The sequence below is a fragment of the Pseudomonas sp. YQ_6 genome (genome assembly GCF_043103245.1).
GTDB lineage: Bacteria > Pseudomonadota > Gammaproteobacteria > Pseudomonadales > Pseudomonadaceae > Aquipseudomonas > Aquipseudomonas alloputida.
Genome location: NZ_JBICJR010000061.1, coordinates 213,056 through 234,351 on the forward strand (window position 1 = coordinate 213,056; position 21,296 = coordinate 234,351).

A 21,296-nucleotide genomic window follows, 5' to 3' on the forward strand; every position below is an offset into this window, starting at 1 on the left:
CTATGCCAATGCAGCGCAGGAGTATGCCTTGACCCTCTACCTGAATCTCGCCGAAATACTCGGCGCCCGCATCGAGCAGGGCCTCTATCGCCCTGGCCAGCGCCTGCCATCTGTGCGCGCACTGAGTGAGGAACACGGGGTCAGCCTGAGCACCGTGCAGCAGGCCTATCGCATGCTCGAAGACAGCGGCATGGTCTCGCCGCGGCCCAAGTCCGGCTACTTCGTCAGCGACCAACGGCAGTTGCCGGCACTGCCCGCAGTCAGCCGCCCGGCCCAGCGCCCGGTGGACATCTCGCAGTGGGAACAGGTGCTGGAGCTGGTGCGCAGTACGCCGCGCCAGGATGTGGTGCAACTCGGCCGCGGCATGCCCGACATCGACAGCCCTACCCTGAAGCCGCTGCTGCGTAGCCTTGCCCAGTTGAGCCGGCGCCAGGACATGCCTGGCCTGTACTACGACAACATCCACGGTAACCTGGCCCTGCGCGAACAGGTGGCCCGGCTGATGCTCGACTCCGGCTGCCGCCTGGGGCCGGCCGACCTGGTGATCACCACCGGCTGTCATGAGGCGCTGTCATGCAGCATCCGCGCGGTCTGCGAGCCAGGCGACATCGTCGCGGTCGACTCGCCCAGCTTCCACGGCGCCATGCAAACCCTCAAAGGCTTGGGCATGAAAGCGCTGGAAATCCCCACCGACCCAGTCACCGGCATCAGCCTGGAGGCGCTGGAGATGGCCCTGGAGCAGTGGCCGATCAAGCTCATCCAGATCACCCCCAGCTGCAACAACCCGCTGGGCTACATCATGCCCGAGGCACGCAAGAAGGCCTTGCTGAGCCTCGCCCAACGCTATGACGTGGCGATTCTGGAAGACGATGTGTACGGCGACCTGGCCTATACCTACCCACGCCCACGCACCTTGAAGTCGTTCGACGACGATGGCCGCGTGCTGCTCTGCAGTTCGTTCTCCAAAACCCTCGCGCCCGGCCTGCGGATCGGCTGGGTGGCGCCCGGACGCTACCTGGAGCGCGTGCTGCACATGAAATACATCAGCACCGGCAGCACCGCCAGCCAGCCTCAGCTGGCCATCGCTGACTTCATCGCCGCCGGGCACTACCAGCCCCATGTACGGCGCATGCGCAGCCAGTACCAGCGTGGCCGCGACCTGATGGGCGACTGGGTGACCCGCTACTTCCCGGCGGGCACCCGGGTCAGCCGGCCCCAGGGCGGCTTCATGCTGTGGGTGGAATTACCCGAACATCTCGATACGCTTCGGCTGAACCGCGCTTTACTGGAGCAGGGCGTGCAGATTGCCGTAGGCAGCATCTTTTCGGCCTCGGGCAAGTTTCGCCACTGCCTGCGCATGAATTTCGCCGCCAGGCCAACGCCGCAAATCGAAGCCTCCGTGCGCAAGGTTGGTGAAACCGCCCTTCGTCTACTGGATGACGAAAGCGCCGACGCGTAACTTTGCGCCGCCCGTCACGGTCAAACCCCTAAAGCCCTTGCTGCACAGGACGGTCCACCCTTGAGACTCCAGCGAGCCTTGCCTCTGCTGCTGGTGTTGTTGCTCGGCCTTGCCGGTTGCACAAGCATCAGCGCACCCCGCGAAACCAGTCAGGCGTTGCCTGCCCACGAATCGGCCTTTGGCCGCTCGGTGCTGCGCCAGGCCGCGCCCTATGGCGGCCGCTCGGGCTTTCGCCTGCTGCCCAACAGCAACGAGGCATTTCGCGCCCGCGCCGAACTGATACGCAACGCCCAGGCGAGCATCGACCTGCAGTACTACATCGTCCACGACGGCCTCAGTACCCGCGCCCTTGTGCATGAACTGCTGCGCGCCGCCGACCGTGGCGTGCGCGTGCGTATCCTGCTCGACGACACTACCAGCGACGGTCTGGACACCGTCATGGGCACCCTCGATGCCCACCCGAACATCCACATTCGCGTGTTCAACCCACTGCATCTGGGGCGCAGTACCGGCGTTACGCGCGCCGTGGGCCGGCTGTTCAACTTGTCGCGCCAGCACCGACGCATGCACAACAAGCTGTTCCTGGTAGACAACAGCATGGCCATCGTCGGTGGCCGCAACTTGGGCGACGAGTATTTCGATGCCGAGCCCAACCTCAACTTCACCGACATCGACCTGTTGGGCGTGGGCCCGGTAGCGGAGCAGTTGGGGCACAGCTTCGACCAGTACTGGAACAGCGCCCTCAGCCGGCCGATCACCGACTTCCTCTGGCATGACCCGGATGCCAACGACCTGCGGGCCAGCCGCCAGCGCCTGGAAGTGTCGCTGGCCAAAGCCAGGACCCAGCGCAAGGCCCTGTACGACCGCTTGATGGCCTACCAGTCGCAACCGCGCCTGGATGTGTGGCGCAACGAGCTGATCTGGGCTCACGCCCAGGCGCTATGGGATGCGCCCAGCAAGGTGTTGGCCGAAGACGAACCGGACCCGCAATTACTGCTGAGCCAGCAACTGGCACCGGACCTGGCTAACGTGCACCGCGAGTTGGTCCTGGCATCGGCCTACTTTGTACCGGGCGAACCGGGGCTGCTGTACCTGACCGGCCGCGCCGACGCTGGCGTTTCGGTGAAGCTGCTGACCAACTCGCTGGAAGCCACCGACGTGCCAGCAGTGCATGGAGGCTATGCCCCCTATCGTCGTGCCTTGCTTGAGCACGGGGTGCAGCTTTACGAGCTTCGCCGCCAGCCAGGCGACCCCAGCGCGGGGCGATTGAGTTTCCGTGGCAGCTCGGATTCGAGCCTGCACACCAAGGCGATCGTGTTCGACCGGCGCAAGACCTTCATCGGCTCGTTCAACTTCGACCCGCGCTCAGTATTGTGGAACACCGAGGTCGGGGTACTGGTGGACAGCCCGGAGCTGGCCGAATACACCCGCGAGCTGGCCCAGCAGGGTATGGCGCCTGCGCTGAGCTATCAGGTGAAACTGATAGGTAACAAGCTGGTGTGGGCGACCGAGGACAATGGCCAACGGCACGTGCTGACGTCTGAGCCGGGCGGGATCTGGCGGCGCTTCAATGCCTGGATCAGCAAGGCGGTTGGCTTGGAGAAGATGCTATAGCGGCGATTCCGGGGCCTTGCGGCCCCCAAAATCATCAGGCAGAAACCGGCTCAAAGGCTCCGCGCCGCCGGGTCAATACCACCAACCCCGCAGCCCCGGCCGCCATCAGGAACAGCAACGCATGCCCGCTGATCCACTGGCTCCCCGCCCCCGCCAACAACGGCCCGAGCAAACAGCCAATGCCCCACAGCTGGGCCACGTGGGCATTGGCCCGTACCAACTCATCATCGCGGTAGCGCTCACCGATCAGCACCAGCGACAAGGTGAACAAGCCGCCGGCACTGGCGCCGAACAACACCCACAACGGCCAGATAACCGGGGTGTGCAACAGCAGCGGGATCGCCAGGCTGGACACCAGCAGGGTCACCGCACAGCCAGTGAACAGGGTACGTCGCGACATATGGTCGGCCAGCGCGCCGATGGGCAATTGCAGCACCGCATCACCCACCACCACGGTACTCACCATGAACAAGGCGATTTCGGTGCTGAAGCCCTGCTGCAGGCAATACACCGGCAGCAAGGTGAGGATCATCGCCTCGAACGAGGCGAACAGGGCAATGGCCCAGGCAATTACCGGCAAGCGCCGGCAGAAGGCGAACAGGTCGCCAAAGGTGACACTGCAGGCTTCCGTGCTCGGCGCCCCACCACGCCCCAGCAGAACCAGCGGCGCGGCCAGCAGCAGGCCGGTCGCCGCCCAGAAGCCGAAGTCGTCATCAGAGCCGAGGAAACCCAGCACCAACGGCCCGGCCAACTGGCTCAGGGCGTAGCTGCTGCCATACAGCGCCACCAACCGGCCACGCCACTGTTCGACCACCAGTTGGTTGATCCAGCTTTCGCCGAGGATGAACACCACGGTCAGGGACATGCCGATCATCAGCCGCAGCAGCAGCCATAACGGGTAACTAGGCAGCAGCGCGAGCAAGCCAATCGACAGCGCCCCGCCCCACAGGCACAGGCGCATCGCCGAAGGTACGCCAACCCAACCTGCCAGGCGGCTGGCCAGGCTGGCGCCGGCCAGTACGCCCAACGCCGGCATTGCCGCCATCACGCCGATGGCGAAGCTGCCGTAGCCCCAGGCCTCCAGGCGCAGGGATACCAGCGGCATGCTCACGCCAAGCGCCAGCCCGACACTGAGCACCGATGCCAGTACGGCGAAGTAGGTACCCCAACGCATTACAGCCTCCCAGCCAATATTTCCAGGGGCCCATTTGCGGGCAAGCCCGCTCCTGCAACGGTCACTAAGACCTGCAGGAGCGGGCTTGCCCGCGAAAAGGACCTACCGGGTTACAGCTTGATCCAGGTCGCCTTCAGCTCGGTGTACTTCTCCAGTGCGTGCAGCGACTTGTCACGGCCGTTGCCCGACTGTTTGAAGCCACCGAACGGCGCGGTCATGTCGCCACCATCGTACTGGTTGACCCAGACGCTGCCTGCACGCACGGCACGGGCGGTCTTGTGGGCCTTGGAAATGTCCGAGGTCCAGATACCCGCTGCCAGACCATACGGGGTGTCGTTGGCAATGGCCACGGCCTCTTCGGCGGTATCGAAGGCAATCACCGACAACACCGGGCCGAAGATTTCTTCCTGGGCAATGCGCATGGCGTTAGTCACGCCGTCGAAGATGGTCGGCTCGACGTAAGTGCCGCCGGTCTCTTCCAGGGTGCGCTTGCCGCCGGCCAGCAGCTTGGCGCCGTCCTTGTGGCCAGCCTCGATGTACGACAGCACGGTGTTCATCTGCTGGGTATCGACCAAGGCACCGACAGTGGTCTGCGGGTCCAGCGGGTTGCCTGGTTTCCAGCCCTTCAGGGCCTCTACCACCATCGGCAGGAACTTGTCCTTGATAGAACGCTCGACCAGCAGGCGGGAACCTGCAGTGCACACTTCGCCCTGGTTGAAGGCGATGGCGCTGGCGGCGGCCTCGGCGGCAGCTTGCAGGTCCGGGGCATCGGCAAAGACGATGTTCGGGCTCTTGCCACCGGCTTCCAGCCAGATGCGTTTCATGTTCGATTCGCCCGCGTAAACCATCAGCTGCTTGGCGATCTTGGTCGAACCGGTGAACACCAGGGTGTCCACGTCCATGTGCAGGGCCAGTGCCTTGCCCACGGTGTGGCCATAGCCTGGCAGTACGTTCAGCACGCCAGCCGGGATACCGGCTTCGATCGCCAGTTGGGCGATGCGAATGGCAGTCAGCGGCGATTTTTCGGACGGCTTGAGTACGACCGAGTTACCGGTGGCCAGTGCAGGGCCGAGCTTCCAGCAAGCCATCAGCAGCGGGAAGTTCCAAGGTACGATGGCACCGACCACACCTACCGGCTCGCGGGTAACCAGGCCAAGCTGGTCATGCGGGGTCGGGGCGACTTCGTCGTAGACCTTGTCGATGGCTTCAGCAGTCCAGTGAATGGCTTGGGCCGCACCTGGGATGTCGATGCTGGAGGAGTCGCCGATCGGCTTGCCCATGTCCAGCGTTTCCAACAGCGCCAGCTCTTCAACATTCTTGCGCAGCAGGTCGGCGAAGCGGATCAACTTGGCCTTGCGCTTGGCAGGGGCCAGCTGCGACCACACGCCGGAGTTGAAGGTGGCACGGGCATTTTCAACAGCGCGGTTGGCATCGGCCAGGTCGCAGCTGGCAACCTTGGCCAGGAAGCGTCCGTCGACCGGGCTCAGGCACTCGAAGGTTTCACCGGATACGGCATCGGTGTATTCGCCGTTGATGAAGGCACGGCCTTCGATCTTCAGTTGCTGGGCACGTTGTTCCCAGTCCGCACGGGTCAGGGTGGTCATACGAAACTCCTCCTCTTGTTTAGGTGCAACGCCGCACTGAGGACTCACAGGCGTTGTCAGAATTCTGGCCGGGCGCCACGCGCACACTGGCAAGCGATACCCTAAACCAGCCGGTGTAAACTATCAATATATTTGACACGAGAGGCTCAAAAGCCTACTGATGTTCATTTTATTAAACAACAACAGGAGCCGAACCATGAGTATTGATAGCATCATCGACTTCGCGCAGGTCATCACCGAAGCCGAACGCTACCGCCCGGCTGCAGAGAAAATTCTCAAGGGCGAGCCGGACCAGGCGGTCTACAACCATTATTCCAGCCCGTGCGGGCAGTTTGCCGCTGGCGTATGGGAAGGTGAGGTAGGCCAGTGGACAGTGAACTACACGGAGCACGAATACTGCGAGATCGTTCAGGGCGTTTCGGTGCTGCGCGACCAGGACGGTGGGGCGAAAACCCTGCGTGCCGGCGATCGGTTCGTCATCCCCGCCGGCTTCAAAGGCACTTGGGAGGTGCTGGAACCGTGCCGCAAGATCTATGTGATGTTCGAGCAGAAATAACTATGTAGCGCAGGAAGTTTGCAGGCATGCGTGAGGATGACCCTGCCCGTTTCGGGCCATTCAGCCTCACAAGGAAAATCAGCATGACCAACGAAGAAGTTCTGCAAACCCTCGCCTACCTGGTCGGCACCCGCTACGTGCCGGAGCTGAAGGAAACCATCCGCGCCCTCACAGGGCGCACTCGCGTTGTGGGCCCCAACGAGATATCCACCCGCGACTACGACGCCACGCGCATCCAGATCAAGGCCGACGCCGACCTGATGATCCAGAGCTTCAGCTTCAACTGACCCTGACAGCAGCTAAAAAAAAACCCGCCTCCTTTCGGATGCGGGTTTTTTTCAGGTCGCCGATCAATTACTTGATCTTGGCTTCCTTGTACACCACGTGCTTGCGAACAACCGGATCATATTTCTTGATCTCGATTTTGTCCGGGGTGGTGCGCTTGTTCTTGTCGGTGGTGTAGAAGTGGCCGGTACCGGCACTCGAAACCAGACGGATCAATTCACGCATGATGCTCTCCCTTAAACCTTGGCGCCAGCTTTACGGATGTCAACCAGAACGGCGTCGATGCCGCGCTTGTCGATGATACGCATGCCTTTGGCGGAAACGCGCAGACGCACGAAACGCTTCTCGGATTCAACCCAGAAACGGTGGTGCTGCAGGTTCGGCAGGAAACGACGACGGGTTTTGTTGTTTGCGTGGGAAATGTTGTTCCCGGTTACTGGACCCTTACCAGTAACTTGACAGACTCTCGACATGACTCAGCCCTCTAAAACCACATGCCCAACCCGGCATGGGTTGGCCGCTTAATCTCTCAGTCTTTGGCGCCTGGGCGCCGTGATTCTGGAGGCCTTATCGACCGGATCCGCTTATGCGACAGGCCGAGCCCCTAGAAAAGAGCGCTGCTTTATACCAGAAAGACTTGGCTGCAACAACAGTAGATGCACATTACCGCTAGCCAGAACGCGCCGGGCCAGCATAGCGGCAGGCCCCGCCAGTCGTCGACCGCTCGTCGCAAGATTTGCAAAAAAGGGTGTGGTCATTTGCCGGCGGGCGCACTAGGGTAGGCCTTTTACAGACTGCACTGGCAGATGGGCCACTGACAGCCAAGGAGCCACCATGCGTGCCGCCGCACTTTCCTTATTGTTCACCTCCCTGTTCGCCGCCGGCGTTGCCCAGGCCGCTCCGCTGAGCGTTTGCAGCGAGGCCAGCCCCGAAGGCTTCGACGTGGTGCAGTACAATTCGCTCACCACCACCAACGCCACCGCCGACGTGCTGATGAACCGCCTGGTGGAGTTCGATGCGGCGCAAGGCAAGGTGGTGCCGAGCCTGGCGACCAGCTGGACGGTATCGGCCGACGGCCTGGTGTATGACTTCACCCTGCGCGATGACGTCAAGTTTCACAGCACCCCCTACTTCAAGCCAGGCCGCAAGCTGAATGCCGACGACGTGCTGTTCAGCTTCCAGCGCATGCTCTACCCGGCCCATGCCTGGCACAAGACTGCACCGGGCGGCTACCCGCATGCCCAATCGCTGCAGCTGGGCAGCCTGATCAAGGCGATCGAGGCACCGTCGCCGAACACCGTGCGCTTCACCCTCAGCCACCCGGACGCCACCTTCCTGGCCACCCTGAGCATGGGCTTCGCCTCGATCTACTCCGCCGAATACGCCGACAAGCTGCTCAAGGCCGGCACACCGGAAAAGCTCAACAACCAACCGATCGGCACCGGGCCGTTCGTGTTCCAGCGTTTCCAGAAAGACGCCGTGGTGCGCTACCGCGCCAACCCGGACTACTTCGCCGGCAAGCCGGCGGTCGACCCGCTGATCTTCGCCATCACCACCGATGCCAACGTGCGCCTGCAGAAGCTCAAGCGTGGCGAGTGCCAGGTTGCCCTTTCGCCCAAGCCGTTGGACATTGTCGAAGCGGGCCAGGACGGTAACCTCAAGGTGGCCACCACCCCGGCATTCATGACAGCCTTCGTCGCCATCAACACCCAGCACCCGCCGCTGGACAAAGCGGAAGTGCGCCAGGCGATCAACCTGGCCTTCGACAGGCAAGCCTACCTCAAGGCCGTGTTCGAAGACTCTGCTGTGGCGGCCAACGGCCCCTACCCGCCCAACACCTGGAGCTACGCCAAGGACCTGCCCGGCTACCCGCTGGACCTGAAGAAAGCCAAGGCCCTGCTGGCCAAGGCCGGGCTGGCCGAAGGCTTCAGTACCACCATCTGGACCCGTCCCTCGGGAAGCCTGCTCAATCCCAACCCCAGCCTTGGCGCGCAGATGCTGCAAGCCGACCTGGCGAAGATTGGCGTGAAAGCGGAGATCCGCGTGATCGAGTGGGGCGAACTGATACGCCGCGCCAAGGCCGGCGAGCATGACTTGCTGTTCATGGGCTGGGCGGGCGACAACGGCGACCCGGACAACTTCCTCAGCCCGCAGTTTTCCTGTGCGGCGGTCGAGTCAGGGACCAACTTCGCACGCTTCTGCGACAGCCGCCTCGACCAGCTGATCAGCGCCGGCCGCACCACCAACGACCAGAGCGTGCGCAGCCGGCTGTACCAGCAGGCGCAGACACTGATCCAGCAGCAGGCGCTGTGGGTGCCACTGGCGCACCCGACGGCGGCGACCTTGCTGCGCCAAGGCGTCGAGGGGTACCAGGTGAGCCCGTTCGGGCGGCTGGATTTCAGCAAGGTGACAGTGACCAAGTAAGCCTGTACCGGCCTCTTCGCGGGTAAACCCGCTCCTACAGTGACAGCGCCAGCCTGGCAGTTGACGCTACCCTGTAGGAGCGGGTTCACCCGCGAAAGGGCCGACACTGGCGGCACAAGTTCCATAGGCTTCTTCAGACCACAATCCACCCATGCTCGACCATCGACAACGGCTCCCCATCACCAATGATGATGTGATCCAGCACCCGCACATCGATCAACGCCAGCCCCCGCTTCAACGACAGGGTCAAATGCACATCGTCCTGACTCGGTTCACTGATCCCTGAAGGATGGTTGTGACACAGGATCAATGCCGCAGCGTTGTGCACCAACGCCCGCCGCACCACCTCTCGCGGATAGACACTCGCCCGATCTATCGTGCCCCTGAACAGGATCTCAAATGCCAGTGGCCGGTGCTTGGTATCGAGAAACAGACACCCGAACACCTCGCTGGCCTCATGCCTGAGCATGGCTTTCAAGTAGCGTCGCACCGCTGCCGGGCTGTCCATGGCAGACTCCCGCTCAATCGACGTTGCAAGGTGCCTGCGGCCAATCTCAAGCAGTGCCTGCAGCTGGCTGTACCTTACCGGGCCCAACCCAAGCTCGCCGACGAAGGCCTCGCGGTCGGCCTCCAGCAACCGGCGCAAGCTGCCGAACTTCACCAACAAGCCTCGCGAAAGCTCCACGACATTACACCCACGTACGCCTGAGCCGAGAAAAACGGCCAGCAGCTCCGTATCTGTCAGGCTCCCTGCCCCTCGCTGCAACAACTTCTCCCTAGGCCGTTCTTCCGCCGGCCACTCCCTGATGTTCATTCCACCCCTGCCTTTGCTGCGGCCCATTTCGGCCCTGTGTTAATCTATTTCGCCTCGTACATGCGACGTTCCGCCGCAGGCATTTTCAAACGTCGCCGCCCGCTCTCACTGGAAAAAGGCAAGCCTATGCAGCGGCTGTATCGCAAGCGCATCGTTCTCGGCGTGGGTGGCGGCATTGCCGCCTACAAAAGCGCCGAGCTGATTCGCCGTCTCCTCGAGCACGGCGCGCAGGTGCGCGTCGTCATGACCCGGGGTGGTGCCGAATTCATCACCCCGCTGACCCTGCAGGCGCTGTCGGGCCACCCGGTGCACATGGACCTGCTCGACCCGGCCGCAGAAGCAGCCATGGGCCATATCGAACTGGCCAAGTGGGCGGACCTGGTGTTGATCGCCCCAGCCACCGCCGACCTCATGGCACGCATGGCCCAAGGCATGGCAGACGACCTGCTGACCACGCTGGTGCTGGCCACTGACGCCACCGTCGCCGTGGCGCCGGCGATGAACCAGGCCATGTGGCGTGACCCGGCCACCCAAGCCAACCTCGAGCTGCTCAAGAGCCGTGGCATTCAGGTGTTCGGCCCGGCATCCGGCAGCCAGGCCTGTGGCGACGTCGGTCTGGGGCGCATGCTCGAAGCCACCGACCTGGCCTGGTGCGCCGCGGAAAGCTTCAAGCGCCAGGCACTGACCGGCAAGCACGTGCTGATCACCGCCGGGCCGACCCAGGAAAACATCGACCCGGTGCGCTACATCACCAATCATAGCTCCGGCAAGATGGGCTTCGCCCTGGCCGAAGCGGCCGCCGAAGCAGGGGCTCGGGTGACCCTCGTCACGGGCCCTGTGCACTTGCCAACCCCTGACCGGGTCAGCCGCATCGACGTCGTCAGCGCGCGGGACATGCTCGCGGCCTGTGAAGCGGCCATGCCGTGCGACCTGTTCATTGCCTCGGCAGCGGTTGCGGACTACCGCCCCGAAGTGGTTGCCACACAAAAACTGAAGAAAGATCCTACGACCGGCGACGGCATGCTGCTGCAGATGGTGCGTAATCCCGATATCCTTGCCACCATTGCTGGCCGCGCCGACCGCCCGTTCAGCGTCGGCTTTGCCGCCGAAACCGAGCACCTGCTCGATTACGCCACGCGCAAGCTCAAGGACAAGAACCTCGACCTGATCGTCGCCAATGATGTGGCCAACCCCAGCATCGGCTTCAACAGCGAAGAAAACGCCTTGACCGTGATCGACCGCCAGCAGCACCAGACCCTCTTCGCGCAGACCAGCAAGGGCAAGATCGCCCGGCAACTGGTCGCCTTCATCGCCGAACGGCTCAACCAGGTTCAATAAGTTACATGCACGCTCTTCAAGCCAAGATCCTCGACCCACGCCTGGGCAGCGAATTCCCGCTACCCGCATACGCCACCCCCGGCTCCGCCGGCCTCGACCTGCGCGCCCTGCTCAAGGAAGACACCATCCTCGAACCGGGCCAGACCGTTCTGATTCCTACCGGCCTGTCGATCTACATCGGCGACCCGGGCCTGGCGGCAGTCATCCTGCCGCGCTCGGGCCTGGGCCATAAGCACGGCATCGTGCTGGGCAACCTGGTCGGCCTGATCGATTCGGACTACCAGGGCGAACTGATGGTGTCGTGCTGGAACCGCGGCAACACGCCGTTCACCATCGCGGTTGGCGAGCGCATCGCCCAGCTGGTGCTGGTACCGGTGGTGCAGGCTCACTTCGACATCGTCGAAGCGTTCGACGAAAGCCAGCGTGGCGCTGGCGGCTTTGGTCACTCCGGCAGCCACTGAGCCGGCAAATGACCGTTCAGGCCAAGGATGGCGAACTCTCTGGCGAAACCACCGTCCAAGCGTTCAGTTTGCGCCTGCCCAGAAAGCCTTTGACTAATGGAGCTTCCAGAGATGAACGACATGGCCCACCTGGTCCCCGCCGCATTGCCCGACAGCATTTTCCGCGCATATGACATACGCGGCGTGGTCGGCAAGACCCTTCACGCCGAAACCGCCTACTGGATCGGCCGCGCCATCGGCGCGCAAAGCCTGGCCCAGGGCGAACCGCAGGTTTCGGTAGGGCGCGATGGCCGCCTGTCGGGCCCGATGCTGGTGGAACAGCTGATCAAAGGCCTGGTCGATTCGGGCTGCCACGTCAGCGACGTCGGCCTGGTGCCTACCCCGGCGCTGTATTACGCAGCCAACGTGCTGGCCGGCAAGTCCGGTGTGATGCTGACCGGCAGCCACAACCCGTCGGACTACAACGGCTTCAAGATCGTCATCGCCGGCGACACCTTGGCCAACGAACAGATCCAGGCCCTGCTGACCCGCCTGAAAACCAACGACCTGACCCTGGCCCAAGGCCGCGTGGAAAAGGTCGATATCCTCGGCCGCTACTTCCAGCAGATCGTCGGCGACGTGAAGCTGGCGAAAAAACTCAAGGTGGTGGTGGACTGCGGCAACGGCGCCGCTGGCGTGGTTGCACCGCAACTGATCGAAGCCCTGGGCTGCGAAGTGATCCCGCTGTTCTGCGAGGTCGACGGCAACTTCCCCAACCACCACCCGGACCCGGGCAAGCCGGAAAACCTCGAGGACCTGATCGCCAAGGTCAAGGAAACCGGTGCCGATATCGGCCTGGCCTTCGACGGTGACGGCGACCGCGTCGGCGTAGTGACCAACACCGGCAGCATCGTCTACCCCGACCGCCTGCTGATGCTGTTTGCCCAGGACGTGCTGTCGCGCAACCCGGGCGCCGAGATCATCTTCGACGTCAAATGCACCCGCCGCCTGACCCCATTGATCGAACAGCACGGTGGCCGCGCCTTGATGTGGAAAACCGGCCATTCGCTGATCAAGAAAAAGATGAAGCAGACCGGTTCGCTGCTGGCAGGCGAGATGAGCGGTCACATCTTCATCAAGGAACGCTGGTACGGTTTTGACGACGGCATCTATAGCGCCGCGCGCCTGCTGGAGATCCTCAGCAAGACCGAGCAGAGCGCCGAAAACCTGTTTGCCGCCTTCCCGAACGATATTTCCACGCCGGAAATCAATATTGATGTGACCGACGAGGGTAAATTCAGCATCATTGATGCACTGCAACGCGACGCCGACTGGGGCGAAGCCAACCTGACCACCATCGACGGTGTGCGGGTCGACTACGCCAACGGCTGGGGCCTGGTACGCGCCTCCAACACCACCCCGGTGCTGGTGCTGCGTTTCGAGGCCGACAGCGACGCCGAATTGCAACGTATCAAGGATGTTTTCCGCACCCAGTTGCTGCGGGTAGAGCCTGAGCTGCAACTGCCGTTCTGACCGACTATCTGTTCCTTACAGGAGCCCTGCATGACCCTCGATCGCGATGCCGCTTCCCATGTAGCCGAGGTTTTGTCCGAAGCACTGCCTTACATCCGCCGCTTTGTCGGCAAGACCCTGGTGATCAAGTACGGCGGCAACGCGATGGAGAGCGAGGAGCTCAAGACGGGCTTCGCCCGTGACATCGTGCTGATGAAGGCTGTGGGCATCAACCCGGTGGTAGTCCACGGCGGTGGCCCGCAGATCGGTGACCTGCTCAAGCGCCTGTCGATCGAAAGCCACTTCATCGACGGCATGCGCGTCACCGATTCGGCGACCATGGACGTTGTGGAGATGGTGCTGGGCGGCCAGGTCAACAAGGACATCGTCAACCTGATCAACCGCCACGGCGGCAGCGCCATCGGCCTGACCGGCAAGGACGCGGAGCTGATTCGCGCCCGCAAGCTGACTGTCAGCCGCCAGACGCCTGAGATGACCACTCCGGAAATCATCGACATCGGTCACGTTGGTGAAGTGGTGAGCGTGAACACCGACCTGTTGAACATGCTGGTGAAGGGCGACTTCATCCCGGTCATCGCGCCAATCGGCGTGGGAGCCAACGGTGAGTCGTACAACATCAACGCCGACCTGGTGGCGGGCAAGGTGGCCGAGGCGCTGAAGGCCGAGAAGCTGATGCTGCTGACCAACATCGCCGGCCTGATGGACAAGCAGGGCCAGGTCCTGACCGGCCTGACCACCGAGCAGGTCAACGAACTGATCGCTGACGGCACTATTTATGGTGGCATGCTGCCGAAGATCAAGTGCGCGCTGGATGCGGTGCAGGGCGGCGTGAACAGCTCGCACATCATCGATGGCCGCGTGCCGAATGCAGTGCTGCTGGAGATCTTCACCGACAGCGGCGTGGGCACCCTCATTACCAACCGCAAGCCGCGCTGATTGATCGGTTAGCCTGCACTGGCCTCTTCGCGGGTAAACCCGCTCCTACAAAGGGAATCGCCGACCTCGAGTCTGGCGCTGCTCCATGTAGGAGCGGGTTTACCCGTGAAAGGGCCAGATCAGGCGGCACAAAAAAAGGCGACCTTCTGAAGAAGGTCGCCTTTTTCATTCCTGGGCCAGGATCAGATCCCGTACTGCGCCCGGTAGGCCTCGACGGCCGGCAGATGCTGCTTCAGCTGCGGATCATCGGCCAGGAACTCCAGCACCTGGGTCAGCGAAACAATGCTGACCACCGGGATACCGAAGTCGCGTTCCACTTCCTGGATCGCCGACAGTTCGCCATTGCCGCGCTCTTCACGGTTCAGCGCGATCAGTACACCAGCGGCCTTGGCCTGCTGGGCGTTGATGATCTGCATGACCTCACGAATGGCGGTACCGGCAGTAATCACGTCGTCGATGATCAGCACGTCACCGGCCAGCGGCGCGCCGACCAGGCTGCCACCTTCACCATGGTCCTTGGCTTCCTTGCGGTTGAAGCACCATGGCACGTCCAGCTGATGCTGGTCGGCAAGGGCCACGGCGGTAGTCGCCGCCAAAGGGATACCCTTGTAGGCCGGGCCGAACAGCACATCGAACGGGATCTTGCTGTCGACGATGGCGGCGGCGTAGCAACGCCCTAGCTCAGCCAGTGCGGAGCCGGTGTTGAACAAGCCGGCATTGAAGAAATACGGGCTGGTACGCCCCGATTTCAGGGTGAATTCACCGAAACGCAGTACCCCGCGATCGATGGCAAAACGGATAAAGTCGCGCTGATACGGCTGCATGAATAGTCCCGGACACCACGGATTTAGCTAAATGGGTTGAGCTCGGGTATCATACACGCACGAGATTTATGGGGCCATTTATGCGGATCATCAGTGTGAACGTAAATGGCATTCAGGCTGCGGCCGAGCGTGGTTTGCTCAGCTGGCTGCAAGCCCAGAATGCCGACGTCATCTGCCTTCAGGATACCCGCGCCTCGGCCTTTGAACTCGACGACCCAGCTTTCCAGCTCGATGGCTATTTCCTTTATGCCTGCGACGCGGAGGTGCCTGCCCAAGGTGGTGTGGCCCTTTACTCGCGCATGCAGCCCAAGGCAGTCATCACCGGCCTGGGCTTCGAGACAGCCGACCGCTACGGGCGTTACCTGCAAGCAGATTTCGACAAAGTCAGTATTGCCAGCCTGCTGCTGCCTTCGGGCATGAACGGCGACGAAGACTTGAACCAGAAATTCAAGTTGATGGACGACTTCGCCAAGTACCTGGACAAGCAGCGCCGCAAGCGTCGCGAATACATCTATTGCGGCTCGTTCTACGTGGCGCAGCAGAAGCTCGACATCAAGAATTGGCGTGACAGCCAGCAGTCGCCGGGCTTCCTGGCGCCAGAACGCGCCTGGATGGATGCGATCACTGGTGAGATGGGGTATGTCGATGCCTTGCGCGAAGTCAGCCGTGAAGGCGACCAGTACAGCTGGTGGCCGGACAATGAGCAGGCCGAGATGCTCAACCTGGGGTACCGGTTCGACTATCAGATCCTGACCCCGGGCCTGCGCCGCTTCGTGCGCAACGCTCGCCTGCCGCGTCAGCCACGCTTCTCCCAGCATGCGCCGCTGATCGTCGACTACGACTGGACGCTGACCATCTAAAAGGCCATTGGGGCTGCGTTGCAGCCCTAATGGTTATTTGATCGGCCGCCAGATCATCGGGTAGCGATAAGGCTTGCCCTCATTCGCCCGCACCGCCGCAATGATGATCAATATCATCACTGCCACCGTGAGCATGGCAAACAGCACCAGCCCGATAAACACGAACATCAGCAGGAAGCAGATGAACCCGGCAATGGTCACGCTGATTTGAAAGTTCAGCGCCTCTTTGCCCTGGGCGTCGATAAAAGGGTCTTGCTCGCGCTTGAGGTGCCAGAGCACCAGCGGGCCCAGCAGGTGCCCGAGCGGCACTACCAGGCCCAACAGCGCGGAGAGGTGGCAGAACATCGCCCATTGCCGGATTTCGGCATTGGGCGGGGTGATCGACAGGTTCGAATCGCTCATGCCCCGCACCTCCCAGGCTGGCTTCAGTCAGCCAGTGCTGCCTGCTGCAGCTCGAAAATCTCGTTAATGCCCTTCTGCGCCAAAGCGAGCATGGCGTTGAAATCTTCCGGCTGGAACGGTGCGCCTTCGGCAGTACCCTGCACTTCGATGAAACCACCAGCGCTGGTCATGACCACATTCAGGTCGGTTTCGGCTGCGGAGTCTTCCAGGTAGTCCAGGTCGAGCACCGCTTCGCCCTGGTACATGCCTACCGACACGGCAGCGATCATGTGCTTGAGCGGGTTGCCGCCCTTGAGGCCGCCGCGCTTCTTGATGACTGCCAAAGCGTCGCACAAGGCAACCATGGCGCCGGTGATGGACGCGGTACGGGTACCGCCATCGGCCTGGATCACGTCGCAATCGACGTACAGGGTGATGTCACCGAGCTTGCTCATGTCCAGCGCGGCGCGCAGCGAACGGCCGATCAGGCGCTGGATTTCCAGAGTGCGGCCACCCTGCTTGCCACGGCTGGCTTCGCGCTGGTTACGTTCGCCGGTGGAGCGCGGCAGCATGCCATACTCGGCGGTCAGCCAGCCTTGGCCCTGGCCTTTGAGGAAGCGCGGTACACCGTTTTCAACGCTGACCGTGCAGATGACTTTGGTGTCACCGAACTCGACCAGTACCGACCCTTCGGCGTGCTTGGTGTAGTTGCGGGTGATGCGGATCGAGCGGAGCTGATCGGCAACGCGACCACTTGGACGTTTCATCTGGGATACCTGTACTGGGACTTTGAATCTGCCGAGCATTATAGAGCCCGCAGCCCGGGGAAGACATGCCTATTGTCGCGCCCGGCACAGCCCGTCGCCTTTTCCTACCGCAGTACCCCCTCGTCGGTAACATAGGCGGATTGGGCGCCACGGCGACACTGCGCTACAATCCTGCGCCTTGCAGCCGAGAGGCTCCCACCGTTCATTCATTACGCGAGGTACTCCCCATGGTGCACAGCATGACCGCTTTTGCTCGTGTCGAGCGCGCCGGTAGCCAAGGCACCCTGGTCTGGGAACTGCGTTCGGTCAACCACCGTTACCTGGAGCCGCACCTGCGCCTGCCCGAGGCCCTGCGCGACCTCGAAGGCGGCGTACGTGAAGGCCTGCGCCAGGGCCTGTCACGCGGCAAGGTGGAATGCACCTTGCGCCTCAACGAAGACAGCAATGGCAAACCGCTGAAAGTGGACCATGAGCGCGCCGCGCAACTGGTTGCCGCCGCCGAGGAAGTGGCTGGCCTGATCAAGCAGCCGGCCCCCCTGAACCCGCTGGAAGTGCTGTCATGGCCAGGCGTGCTGGTGGCCGACACCAGCGACCCCCAGGCACTGAACGCCGAAGCCATGGCGCTGTTCGACGAAGCGCTGGCCGAACTCAAGGCCGGGCGCCAGCGCGAAGGCCAGGAACTGGCCCGGCTGATCAACGAACGCCTGGACAACATGGCCAGCGAAGTCACTACCCTGCGCGCCCTGGTGCCGCAGATGCTGGCGGCGCAGCGGCAGAAGATTCTCGACCGCTTCGGCGACATGCAAGCCGAACTGGACCCACAGCGCCTGGAGCAGGAGATGGTACTGCTGGCCCAGAAAAGCGACGTGGCAGAGGAACTCGACCGCCTCAGCACTCACGTCACCGAAGTGCGCCGCGTGCTCAAGGGTGGCGGCGCCGCTGGCCGGCGCCTGGACTTCCTGATGCAGGAACTCAACCGCGAGGCCAACACCCTCGGCTCCAAGGCCTTCGACCCACGCAGCACGCAAGCGGCGGTCAACCTGAAGGTATTGATCGAACAGATGCGTGAACAAGTACAGAACATCGAGTAAGGCCACCCCGACCATGAACCACAGCAGCGGCACCCTCTACATCGTTTCGGCCCCCTCGGGTGCCGGCAAGACCAGCCTGGTCACCGCCCTGACCAAAGACGACCAGCAGATCCGCGTCTCGGTCTCGCACACCACCCGCGCCATGCGCCCGGGCGAACAGCATGGGGTGAACTATCACTTCGTCGTCCACGAGGAATTCAAGGCGCTGATCGCGCAAGGTGACTTTCTGGAGCATGCCGAAGTGTTCGGCAACTTCTACGGCACTTCACGCAGCGCGCTGCAGCAGACCCTGGACCAGGGCTACGACCTGATTCTGGAAATCGACTGGCAAGGTGCCCAGCAAGTGCGCAAGCTGATGCCACAGGCGCTGTCGGTGTTCATCCTGCCTCCAAGCCAGGAGGCGCTTCGCCACCGCCTGGACGGACGCGGGCAGGACAGCGAAGAGATCATTGCCGGGCGCATGAAGGAAGCGGTCAGCGAGATGGTGCACTACGACGAGTATGACTACGTAATCATCAATGATGATTTCGACACGGCGCTGGCAGACTTGAAAGCAGTGTTCCGCTCGAATCGGCTGCTGCTGAAGAAGCAGCAGCAGCGTCATGCGGCATTGCTCAAGCAAATGATCGGCTGAAGATCGATGGGGCTGCATTGCAGCCCTTCGCGGGCACGCCCGCTCCCCGGGTTAATCACTGCCTTGAGGCTTGTGCCGCACCTGTGGGAGCGGGCGTGCCCGCGAAGGGCCGCAGGGCGGCCCCAATGGTTTAGTCCTGCAGCGGCAAGGTAGCCTGCTGACGCAGGGTAGCCCCGAGGAAGTACGCCGGCGCACGCATGCGCGACAGCATCATCAGGCCGATGCCAAGCACCGAAATGATCGCAGCAATCACGAACACCAGCCCCAGCCCGCCCACATGCGAGCCGCTGCCGAAGTCCGGCGAAGCACTGTCGATGGCGGTGCGCACGAAGATCACCGACAAGATGACACCCCCCACCAGCGGGCACAGGCCGCGCATGATGAAGTGGCGCAGGCTGTCGAACAGGCTGCCGCGGAAATACCAGACGCAGGCAAACGCGGTCAGCGAATAGTAGAAGCAGATCATCATGCCCAATGCCGTGATGGTATCTGCCAGCACGTTCTCGCTCAGCGTACGCATGGTCACGTAGAACAGGCCTGCGGCCAGGCCGGCGCAAATGGTGGCGTAGCGCGGCGTTTGCGAGCGCGGGCAGACGCTGGCGAATTTCTGCGGTACCGCACCGTAATAACCCATGGCCAACAGGGTGCGCGCCGGCGCCACGAAGGTGGACTGCAGCGAGGCCGCCGTACTGGCCAGCACGGCGATGGACATCAGGATCGCCAGCGGCCCCATGACCGGGCCGGCCAGGTGGGCAAAGACGTTCTCCTGGATGCGCGGGTTGTTCAGGCCCAGACCCGTTTCGCTGATACCGGCAAACTGCAGGGTGGCGATGGCGGTGAACAGGTACAGGCCCAGGATCAACATCACGGTCCATGTAGCGGCCTTGCCCGGCACCTCTTCGCTGCCCACCGACTCTTCACTGACGGTCAGGCATGTGTCCCAGCCCCAAAAGATGAAGATCGACAATGACAGGCCAGCGGCAAAGGCCGAGAACGACTCGACACCGAACGGGTTGAACCAGGCGAAATCGAACGCCAGCGGCGGCGGCGCGGTGGTGCCGCCGAAAGCGGCGAAAGCAAAGCCGATCAACACCAGCAACTGCAGGGCCACCAAGCCGTACTGCACAGTCATTGTGGTGGCGATACCCCTACAGCAGATCCACACTGCCAAGCCAATGAACACGCAACAGGTAACGATGTTGATCAACAGGTTGTCGGCCAACGCTGCCAGCTCATGCTTGCCGCTGATCTGGCCAAGGAACAGGTAGAAGAAGTCCACCGCCACACCTGCCAGGTTCGACAGCACGATCGTGGTGGCAACCACCAGTCCCCAGCCGCCGATCCAGCCGATCATCGGGCCGAATGCACGCGCCGACCAGGTAAACGAAGTACCGCTGTCCGGCTCCGCCGAGTTCAGCTCGCGATAGCCCAGGGCCACCAGCAGCATCGGCAAGAAGCCCACGATGAACACGGCCGGCAGGTGGGCGCCCACCTCACGCACGGTAGGGCCAAGGGCCCCGGTCAGGGTATAGACCGGGGCGATGGTGGAAATGCCCAGCACCACGCTGGCCAGCAGCCCCAATCGGCCCTTGGCCAGGCCTTTGCTGCGCTGAGTGTTGCCCGCGTCGGCCGCCACATCGGGTGGGCGGCCGGCTTCTGTGTAATTGCTCATGAGTATTTGCCGTAAATTTTGGAATTGTTTTAACAAGCCTTGGGTACAAGGCTCGCTTTCACTCATTGAAAGCTTGCTATCGGGGACGAGTCATCCGAGACCTTCGGCTGACGTCAGAATCATTCCTGCCGTGAGCCCTCCCGTGCTGCGTAGGCATTGCAGGCCTCGCGAAACGCCTGAAACAGACGCAGCGAGACCGGGTTTTCGTTGAAGCGCCACTCCGGGTGCCACTGCACCCCAAGCACAAAGCCCGGCGCCGCAGGCATGGACACCGCCTCGATCAGGCCATCCGGGGCCCGTGCCTCGACGCGCAGGCCCGGGGCCAGACGGTCGATGCCCTGGCTGTGCAACGAATTGACCTCGAACTGCGCCGCCAGGCCCAGGCGCTCGAACAACCCGCCAGGCTCGATACTGACCGAGTGGCGAGGGCTGTATTGCACCTCCAGGGGGGCATCCTCGGGTTCGCGGTGGTCAAGGTAGCCAGGCAGCTCCTGCACACGCTGGTGCAGGCTGCCGCCAAGGGCCACGTTCAGCTCCTGGTAGCCTCGGCAGATGCAGAATACGGGCACACCGACGGCAATGGCTGCCTGCAGCAGCGGCAGGGTCAGGCGATCACGCGCCAGATCATGCCGGGTACCCGCCACACTGGGGGCGCCATTGTAATGATGCGGCTCGATATTTGAAGGCGAGCCGGTAAAAACAATGCCGTGCAGGCGTGCCAGCAGCGCTTGCGTGTCGCTGCCGCCATCACGGGCCGGCAAGATCAGTGGCAAGCCGGCAAAGCCGGCTGCCTCGACATACTTGTCGCCGACCGTGTGCGAGGAGTTCTTTCCTACCTGCTGACGGCAGGCGCTGACACCGATCAAAGGGACCGCATTTGCGCTCATGGG

General features: G+C 62.6%; 21 protein-coding genes and 1 pseudogene. 12 read left to right on the forward strand and 10 right to left on the reverse strand.

Annotated features, from left to right (window positions below; all coding sequences use genetic code 11):
- Positions 1–28 precede the first annotated feature (28 nt).
- Together ACF8FG_RS21570 and ACF8FG_RS21575 are read left to right on the forward strand one after the other, a co-directional pair.
- Positions 29–1,459: a PLP-dependent aminotransferase family protein gene (locus tag ACF8FG_RS21570; RefSeq protein ID WP_162470263.1), complete on the forward strand. Its 1,431-nt coding sequence runs from the start codon at positions 29–31 to the stop codon at positions 1,457–1,459.
- Between the two features lie 60 nt (positions 1,460–1,519).
- Entirely contained in the window at positions 1,520–3,073 is a 1,554-nt protein-coding gene (locus tag ACF8FG_RS21575) for a phospholipase D family protein (protein ID WP_014592845.1), read from the forward strand.
- Between the two features lie 34 nt (positions 3,074–3,107).
- Here ACF8FG_RS21575 and ACF8FG_RS21580 read toward each other — a convergent pair whose 3' ends face one another.
- Both ACF8FG_RS21580 and ACF8FG_RS21585 read right to left on the reverse strand, forming a co-directional pair.
- Positions 3,108–4,247 carry an MFS transporter gene (locus ACF8FG_RS21580; RefSeq protein ID WP_003253511.1) on the reverse strand — a complete coding sequence of 380 codons (1,140 nt, stop codon included), beginning with the start codon at positions 4,245–4,247 and terminating at the stop codon, positions 3,108–3,110.
- A gap of 110 nt (positions 4,248–4,357) precedes the next feature.
- Positions 4,358–5,851: an aldehyde dehydrogenase gene (locus tag ACF8FG_RS21585; protein WP_010955785.1), complete on the reverse strand. Its 1,494-nt coding sequence runs from the start codon at positions 5,849–5,851 to the stop codon at positions 4,358–4,360.
- Positions 5,852–6,047: 196 nt separating this feature from the next.
- Here ACF8FG_RS21585 and ACF8FG_RS21590 point away from each other — a divergent pair, with 196 nt between their 5' ends.
- Both ACF8FG_RS21590 and ACF8FG_RS21595 read left to right on the forward strand, forming a co-directional pair.
- Positions 6,048–6,407, forward strand: coding sequence for a cupin domain-containing protein (locus tag ACF8FG_RS21590; RefSeq protein WP_003258971.1), 360 nt, complete (start codon positions 6,048–6,050; stop codon positions 6,405–6,407).
- An 83-nt stretch (positions 6,408–6,490) separates the two neighbouring features.
- Positions 6,491–6,694: a hypothetical protein gene (locus ACF8FG_RS21595; protein ID WP_041167114.1), complete on the forward strand. Its 204-nt coding sequence runs from the start codon at positions 6,491–6,493 to the stop codon at positions 6,692–6,694.
- A 67-nt stretch (positions 6,695–6,761) separates the two neighbouring features.
- Here the strand turns inward: ACF8FG_RS21595 and rpmG are convergent, their stop codons facing one another.
- Entirely contained in the window at positions 6,762–6,917 is a 156-nt protein-coding gene (gene rpmG / locus ACF8FG_RS21600) for a 50S ribosomal protein L33 (RefSeq protein WP_003253507.1), read from the reverse strand.
- An 11-nt stretch (positions 6,918–6,928) separates the two neighbouring features.
- Positions 6,929–7,165: a 50S ribosomal protein L28 gene (gene rpmB / locus ACF8FG_RS21605; protein ID WP_003253504.1), complete on the reverse strand. Its 237-nt coding sequence runs from the start codon at positions 7,163–7,165 to the stop codon at positions 6,929–6,931.
- 361 nt (positions 7,166–7,526) lie between these two features.
- Between rpmB and ACF8FG_RS21610 the strand changes: the two genes are divergently transcribed.
- Positions 7,527–9,116, forward strand: coding sequence for an ABC transporter substrate-binding protein (locus ACF8FG_RS21610; protein WP_014592847.1), 1,590 nt, complete (start codon positions 7,527–7,529; stop codon positions 9,114–9,116).
- Between the two features lie 133 nt (positions 9,117–9,249).
- Here the strand turns inward: ACF8FG_RS21610 and radC are convergent, their stop codons facing one another.
- Positions 9,250–9,930 carry a DNA repair protein RadC gene (radC, locus tag ACF8FG_RS21615; RefSeq protein WP_010955789.1) on the reverse strand — a complete coding sequence of 227 codons (681 nt, stop codon included), beginning with the start codon at positions 9,928–9,930 and terminating at the stop codon, positions 9,250–9,252.
- 126 nt (positions 9,931–10,056) lie between these two features.
- On the opposite strand from radC, the gene coaBC reads away from it, so the two are divergent.
- The 4 genes and pseudogenes from coaBC to argB all read left to right on the forward strand — a co-directional run bounded on the left by coaBC (position 10,057) and on the right by argB (position 14,177).
- Positions 10,057–11,268 (forward strand): bifunctional phosphopantothenoylcysteine decarboxylase/phosphopantothenate--cysteine ligase CoaBC, encoded by a 1,212-nt coding sequence (coaBC, locus tag ACF8FG_RS21620; protein WP_003253409.1) that lies wholly within the window; start codon positions 10,057–10,059, stop codon positions 11,266–11,268.
- Positions 11,269–11,273: 5 nt separating this feature from the next.
- Positions 11,274–11,729: a dUTP diphosphatase gene (dut, locus tag ACF8FG_RS21625; RefSeq protein WP_014592850.1), complete on the forward strand. Its 456-nt coding sequence runs from the start codon at positions 11,274–11,276 to the stop codon at positions 11,727–11,729.
- 144 nt (positions 11,730–11,873) lie between these two features.
- Positions 11,874–13,241: pseudogene (locus tag ACF8FG_RS21630) on the forward strand (phosphomannomutase/phosphoglucomutase); the annotation flags it as partial.
- A gap of 30 nt (positions 13,242–13,271) precedes the next feature.
- Complete coding sequence (gene argB, locus ACF8FG_RS21635) at positions 13,272–14,177, forward strand: acetylglutamate kinase (RefSeq protein ID WP_004575216.1); 906 nt, start codon at positions 13,272–13,274, stop codon at positions 14,175–14,177.
- Positions 14,178–14,359: 182 nt separating this feature from the next.
- Here argB and pyrE read toward each other — a convergent pair whose 3' ends face one another.
- The gene (gene pyrE / locus ACF8FG_RS21640) at positions 14,360–15,001 is read right to left on the reverse strand and encodes an orotate phosphoribosyltransferase (protein WP_003253405.1); all 642 of its coding nucleotides are present in this window, start codon (positions 14,999–15,001) and stop codon (positions 14,360–14,362) included.
- 80 nt (positions 15,002–15,081) lie between these two features.
- Between pyrE and ACF8FG_RS21645 the strand changes: the two genes are divergently transcribed.
- The gene (locus ACF8FG_RS21645; protein ID WP_003253401.1) at positions 15,082–15,861 is read left to right on the forward strand and encodes an exodeoxyribonuclease III; all 780 of its coding nucleotides are present in this window, start codon (positions 15,082–15,084) and stop codon (positions 15,859–15,861) included.
- Positions 15,862–15,894: 33 nt separating this feature from the next.
- On the opposite strand, the gene ACF8FG_RS21650 is transcribed toward ACF8FG_RS21645, so the two are convergent.
- Together ACF8FG_RS21650 and rph are read right to left on the reverse strand one after the other, a co-directional pair.
- A complete protein-coding gene (locus ACF8FG_RS21650; RefSeq protein ID WP_003253399.1) occupies positions 15,895–16,263 on the reverse strand; it encodes a DUF4870 domain-containing protein in 369 nt (122 codons plus the stop codon).
- A gap of 23 nt (positions 16,264–16,286) precedes the next feature.
- Entirely contained in the window at positions 16,287–17,009 is a 723-nt protein-coding gene (gene rph, locus ACF8FG_RS21655) for a ribonuclease PH (protein WP_014592853.1), read from the reverse strand.
- A gap of 227 nt (positions 17,010–17,236) precedes the next feature.
- On the opposite strand from rph, the gene ACF8FG_RS21660 reads away from it, so the two are divergent.
- Both ACF8FG_RS21660 and gmk read left to right on the forward strand, forming a co-directional pair.
- Positions 17,237–18,100 carry a YicC/YloC family endoribonuclease gene (locus tag ACF8FG_RS21660; protein ID WP_010955794.1) on the forward strand — a complete coding sequence of 288 codons (864 nt, stop codon included), beginning with the start codon at positions 17,237–17,239 and terminating at the stop codon, positions 18,098–18,100.
- Between the two features lie 13 nt (positions 18,101–18,113).
- Positions 18,114–18,734 (forward strand): guanylate kinase, encoded by a 621-nt coding sequence (gmk, locus tag ACF8FG_RS21665; protein ID WP_010955795.1) that lies wholly within the window; start codon positions 18,114–18,116, stop codon positions 18,732–18,734.
- A 130-nt stretch (positions 18,735–18,864) separates the two neighbouring features.
- Here gmk and ACF8FG_RS21670 read toward each other — a convergent pair whose 3' ends face one another.
- Positions 18,865–20,406: an APC family permease gene (locus ACF8FG_RS21670; protein WP_392519197.1), complete on the reverse strand. Its 1,542-nt coding sequence runs from the start codon at positions 20,404–20,406 to the stop codon at positions 18,865–18,867.
- Between the two features lie 119 nt (positions 20,407–20,525).
- Positions 20,526–21,293, reverse strand: coding sequence for a gamma-glutamyl-gamma-aminobutyrate hydrolase family protein (locus ACF8FG_RS21675; protein ID WP_012054103.1), 768 nt, complete (start codon positions 21,291–21,293; stop codon positions 20,526–20,528).
- Positions 21,294–21,296: the final 3 nt, after the last annotated feature.

What these genes read in the sequence shown, in the direction of transcription:
- ACF8FG_RS21580 (WP_003253511.1), bottom strand. Translation starts at nt 4,247, where the DNA reads ATGCGTTGGGGTACCTACTTCGCCGTACTGGCATCGGTGCTCAGTGTC.
- ACF8FG_RS21585 (WP_010955785.1), bottom strand. Translation starts at nt 5,851, where the DNA reads ATGACCACCCTGACCCGTGCGGACTGGGAACAACGTGCCCAGCAACTG.
- ACF8FG_RS21590 (WP_003258971.1), top strand. Translation starts at nt 6,048, where the DNA reads ATGAGTATTGATAGCATCATCGACTTCGCGCAGGTCATCACCGAAGCC.
- ACF8FG_RS21595 (WP_041167114.1), top strand. Translation starts at nt 6,491, where the DNA reads ATGACCAACGAAGAAGTTCTGCAAACCCTCGCCTACCTGGTCGGCACC.
- rpmG (WP_003253507.1), bottom strand. Translation starts at nt 6,917, where the DNA reads ATGCGTGAATTGATCCGTCTGGTTTCGAGTGCCGGTACCGGCCACTTC.
- rpmB (WP_003253504.1), bottom strand. Translation starts at nt 7,165, where the DNA reads ATGTCGAGAGTCTGTCAAGTTACTGGTAAGGGTCCAGTAACCGGGAAC.
- ACF8FG_RS21610 (WP_014592847.1), top strand. Translation starts at nt 7,527, where the DNA reads ATGCGTGCCGCCGCACTTTCCTTATTGTTCACCTCCCTGTTCGCCGCC.
- radC (WP_010955789.1), bottom strand. Translation starts at nt 9,930, where the DNA reads ATGAACATCAGGGAGTGGCCGGCGGAAGAACGGCCTAGGGAGAAGTTG.
- coaBC (WP_003253409.1), top strand. Translation starts at nt 10,057, where the DNA reads ATGCAGCGGCTGTATCGCAAGCGCATCGTTCTCGGCGTGGGTGGCGGC.
- dut (WP_014592850.1), top strand. Translation starts at nt 11,274, where the DNA reads ATGCACGCTCTTCAAGCCAAGATCCTCGACCCACGCCTGGGCAGCGAA.
- argB (WP_004575216.1), top strand. Translation starts at nt 13,272, where the DNA reads ATGACCCTCGATCGCGATGCCGCTTCCCATGTAGCCGAGGTTTTGTCC.
- pyrE (WP_003253405.1), bottom strand. Translation starts at nt 15,001, where the DNA reads ATGCAGCCGTATCAGCGCGACTTTATCCGTTTTGCCATCGATCGCGGG.
- ACF8FG_RS21645 (WP_003253401.1), top strand. Translation starts at nt 15,082, where the DNA reads ATGCGGATCATCAGTGTGAACGTAAATGGCATTCAGGCTGCGGCCGAG.
- ACF8FG_RS21650 (WP_003253399.1), bottom strand. Translation starts at nt 16,263, where the DNA reads ATGAGCGATTCGAACCTGTCGATCACCCCGCCCAATGCCGAAATCCGG.
- rph (WP_014592853.1), bottom strand. Translation starts at nt 17,009, where the DNA reads ATGAAACGTCCAAGTGGTCGCGTTGCCGATCAGCTCCGCTCGATCCGC.
- ACF8FG_RS21660 (WP_010955794.1), top strand. Translation starts at nt 17,237, where the DNA reads ATGGTGCACAGCATGACCGCTTTTGCTCGTGTCGAGCGCGCCGGTAGC.
- gmk (WP_010955795.1), top strand. Translation starts at nt 18,114, where the DNA reads ATGAACCACAGCAGCGGCACCCTCTACATCGTTTCGGCCCCCTCGGGT.
- ACF8FG_RS21670 (WP_392519197.1), bottom strand. Translation starts at nt 20,406, where the DNA reads ATGAGCAATTACACAGAAGCCGGCCGCCCACCCGATGTGGCGGCCGAC.
- ACF8FG_RS21675 (WP_012054103.1), bottom strand. Translation starts at nt 21,293, where the DNA reads ATGAGCGCAAATGCGGTCCCTTTGATCGGTGTCAGCGCCTGCCGTCAG.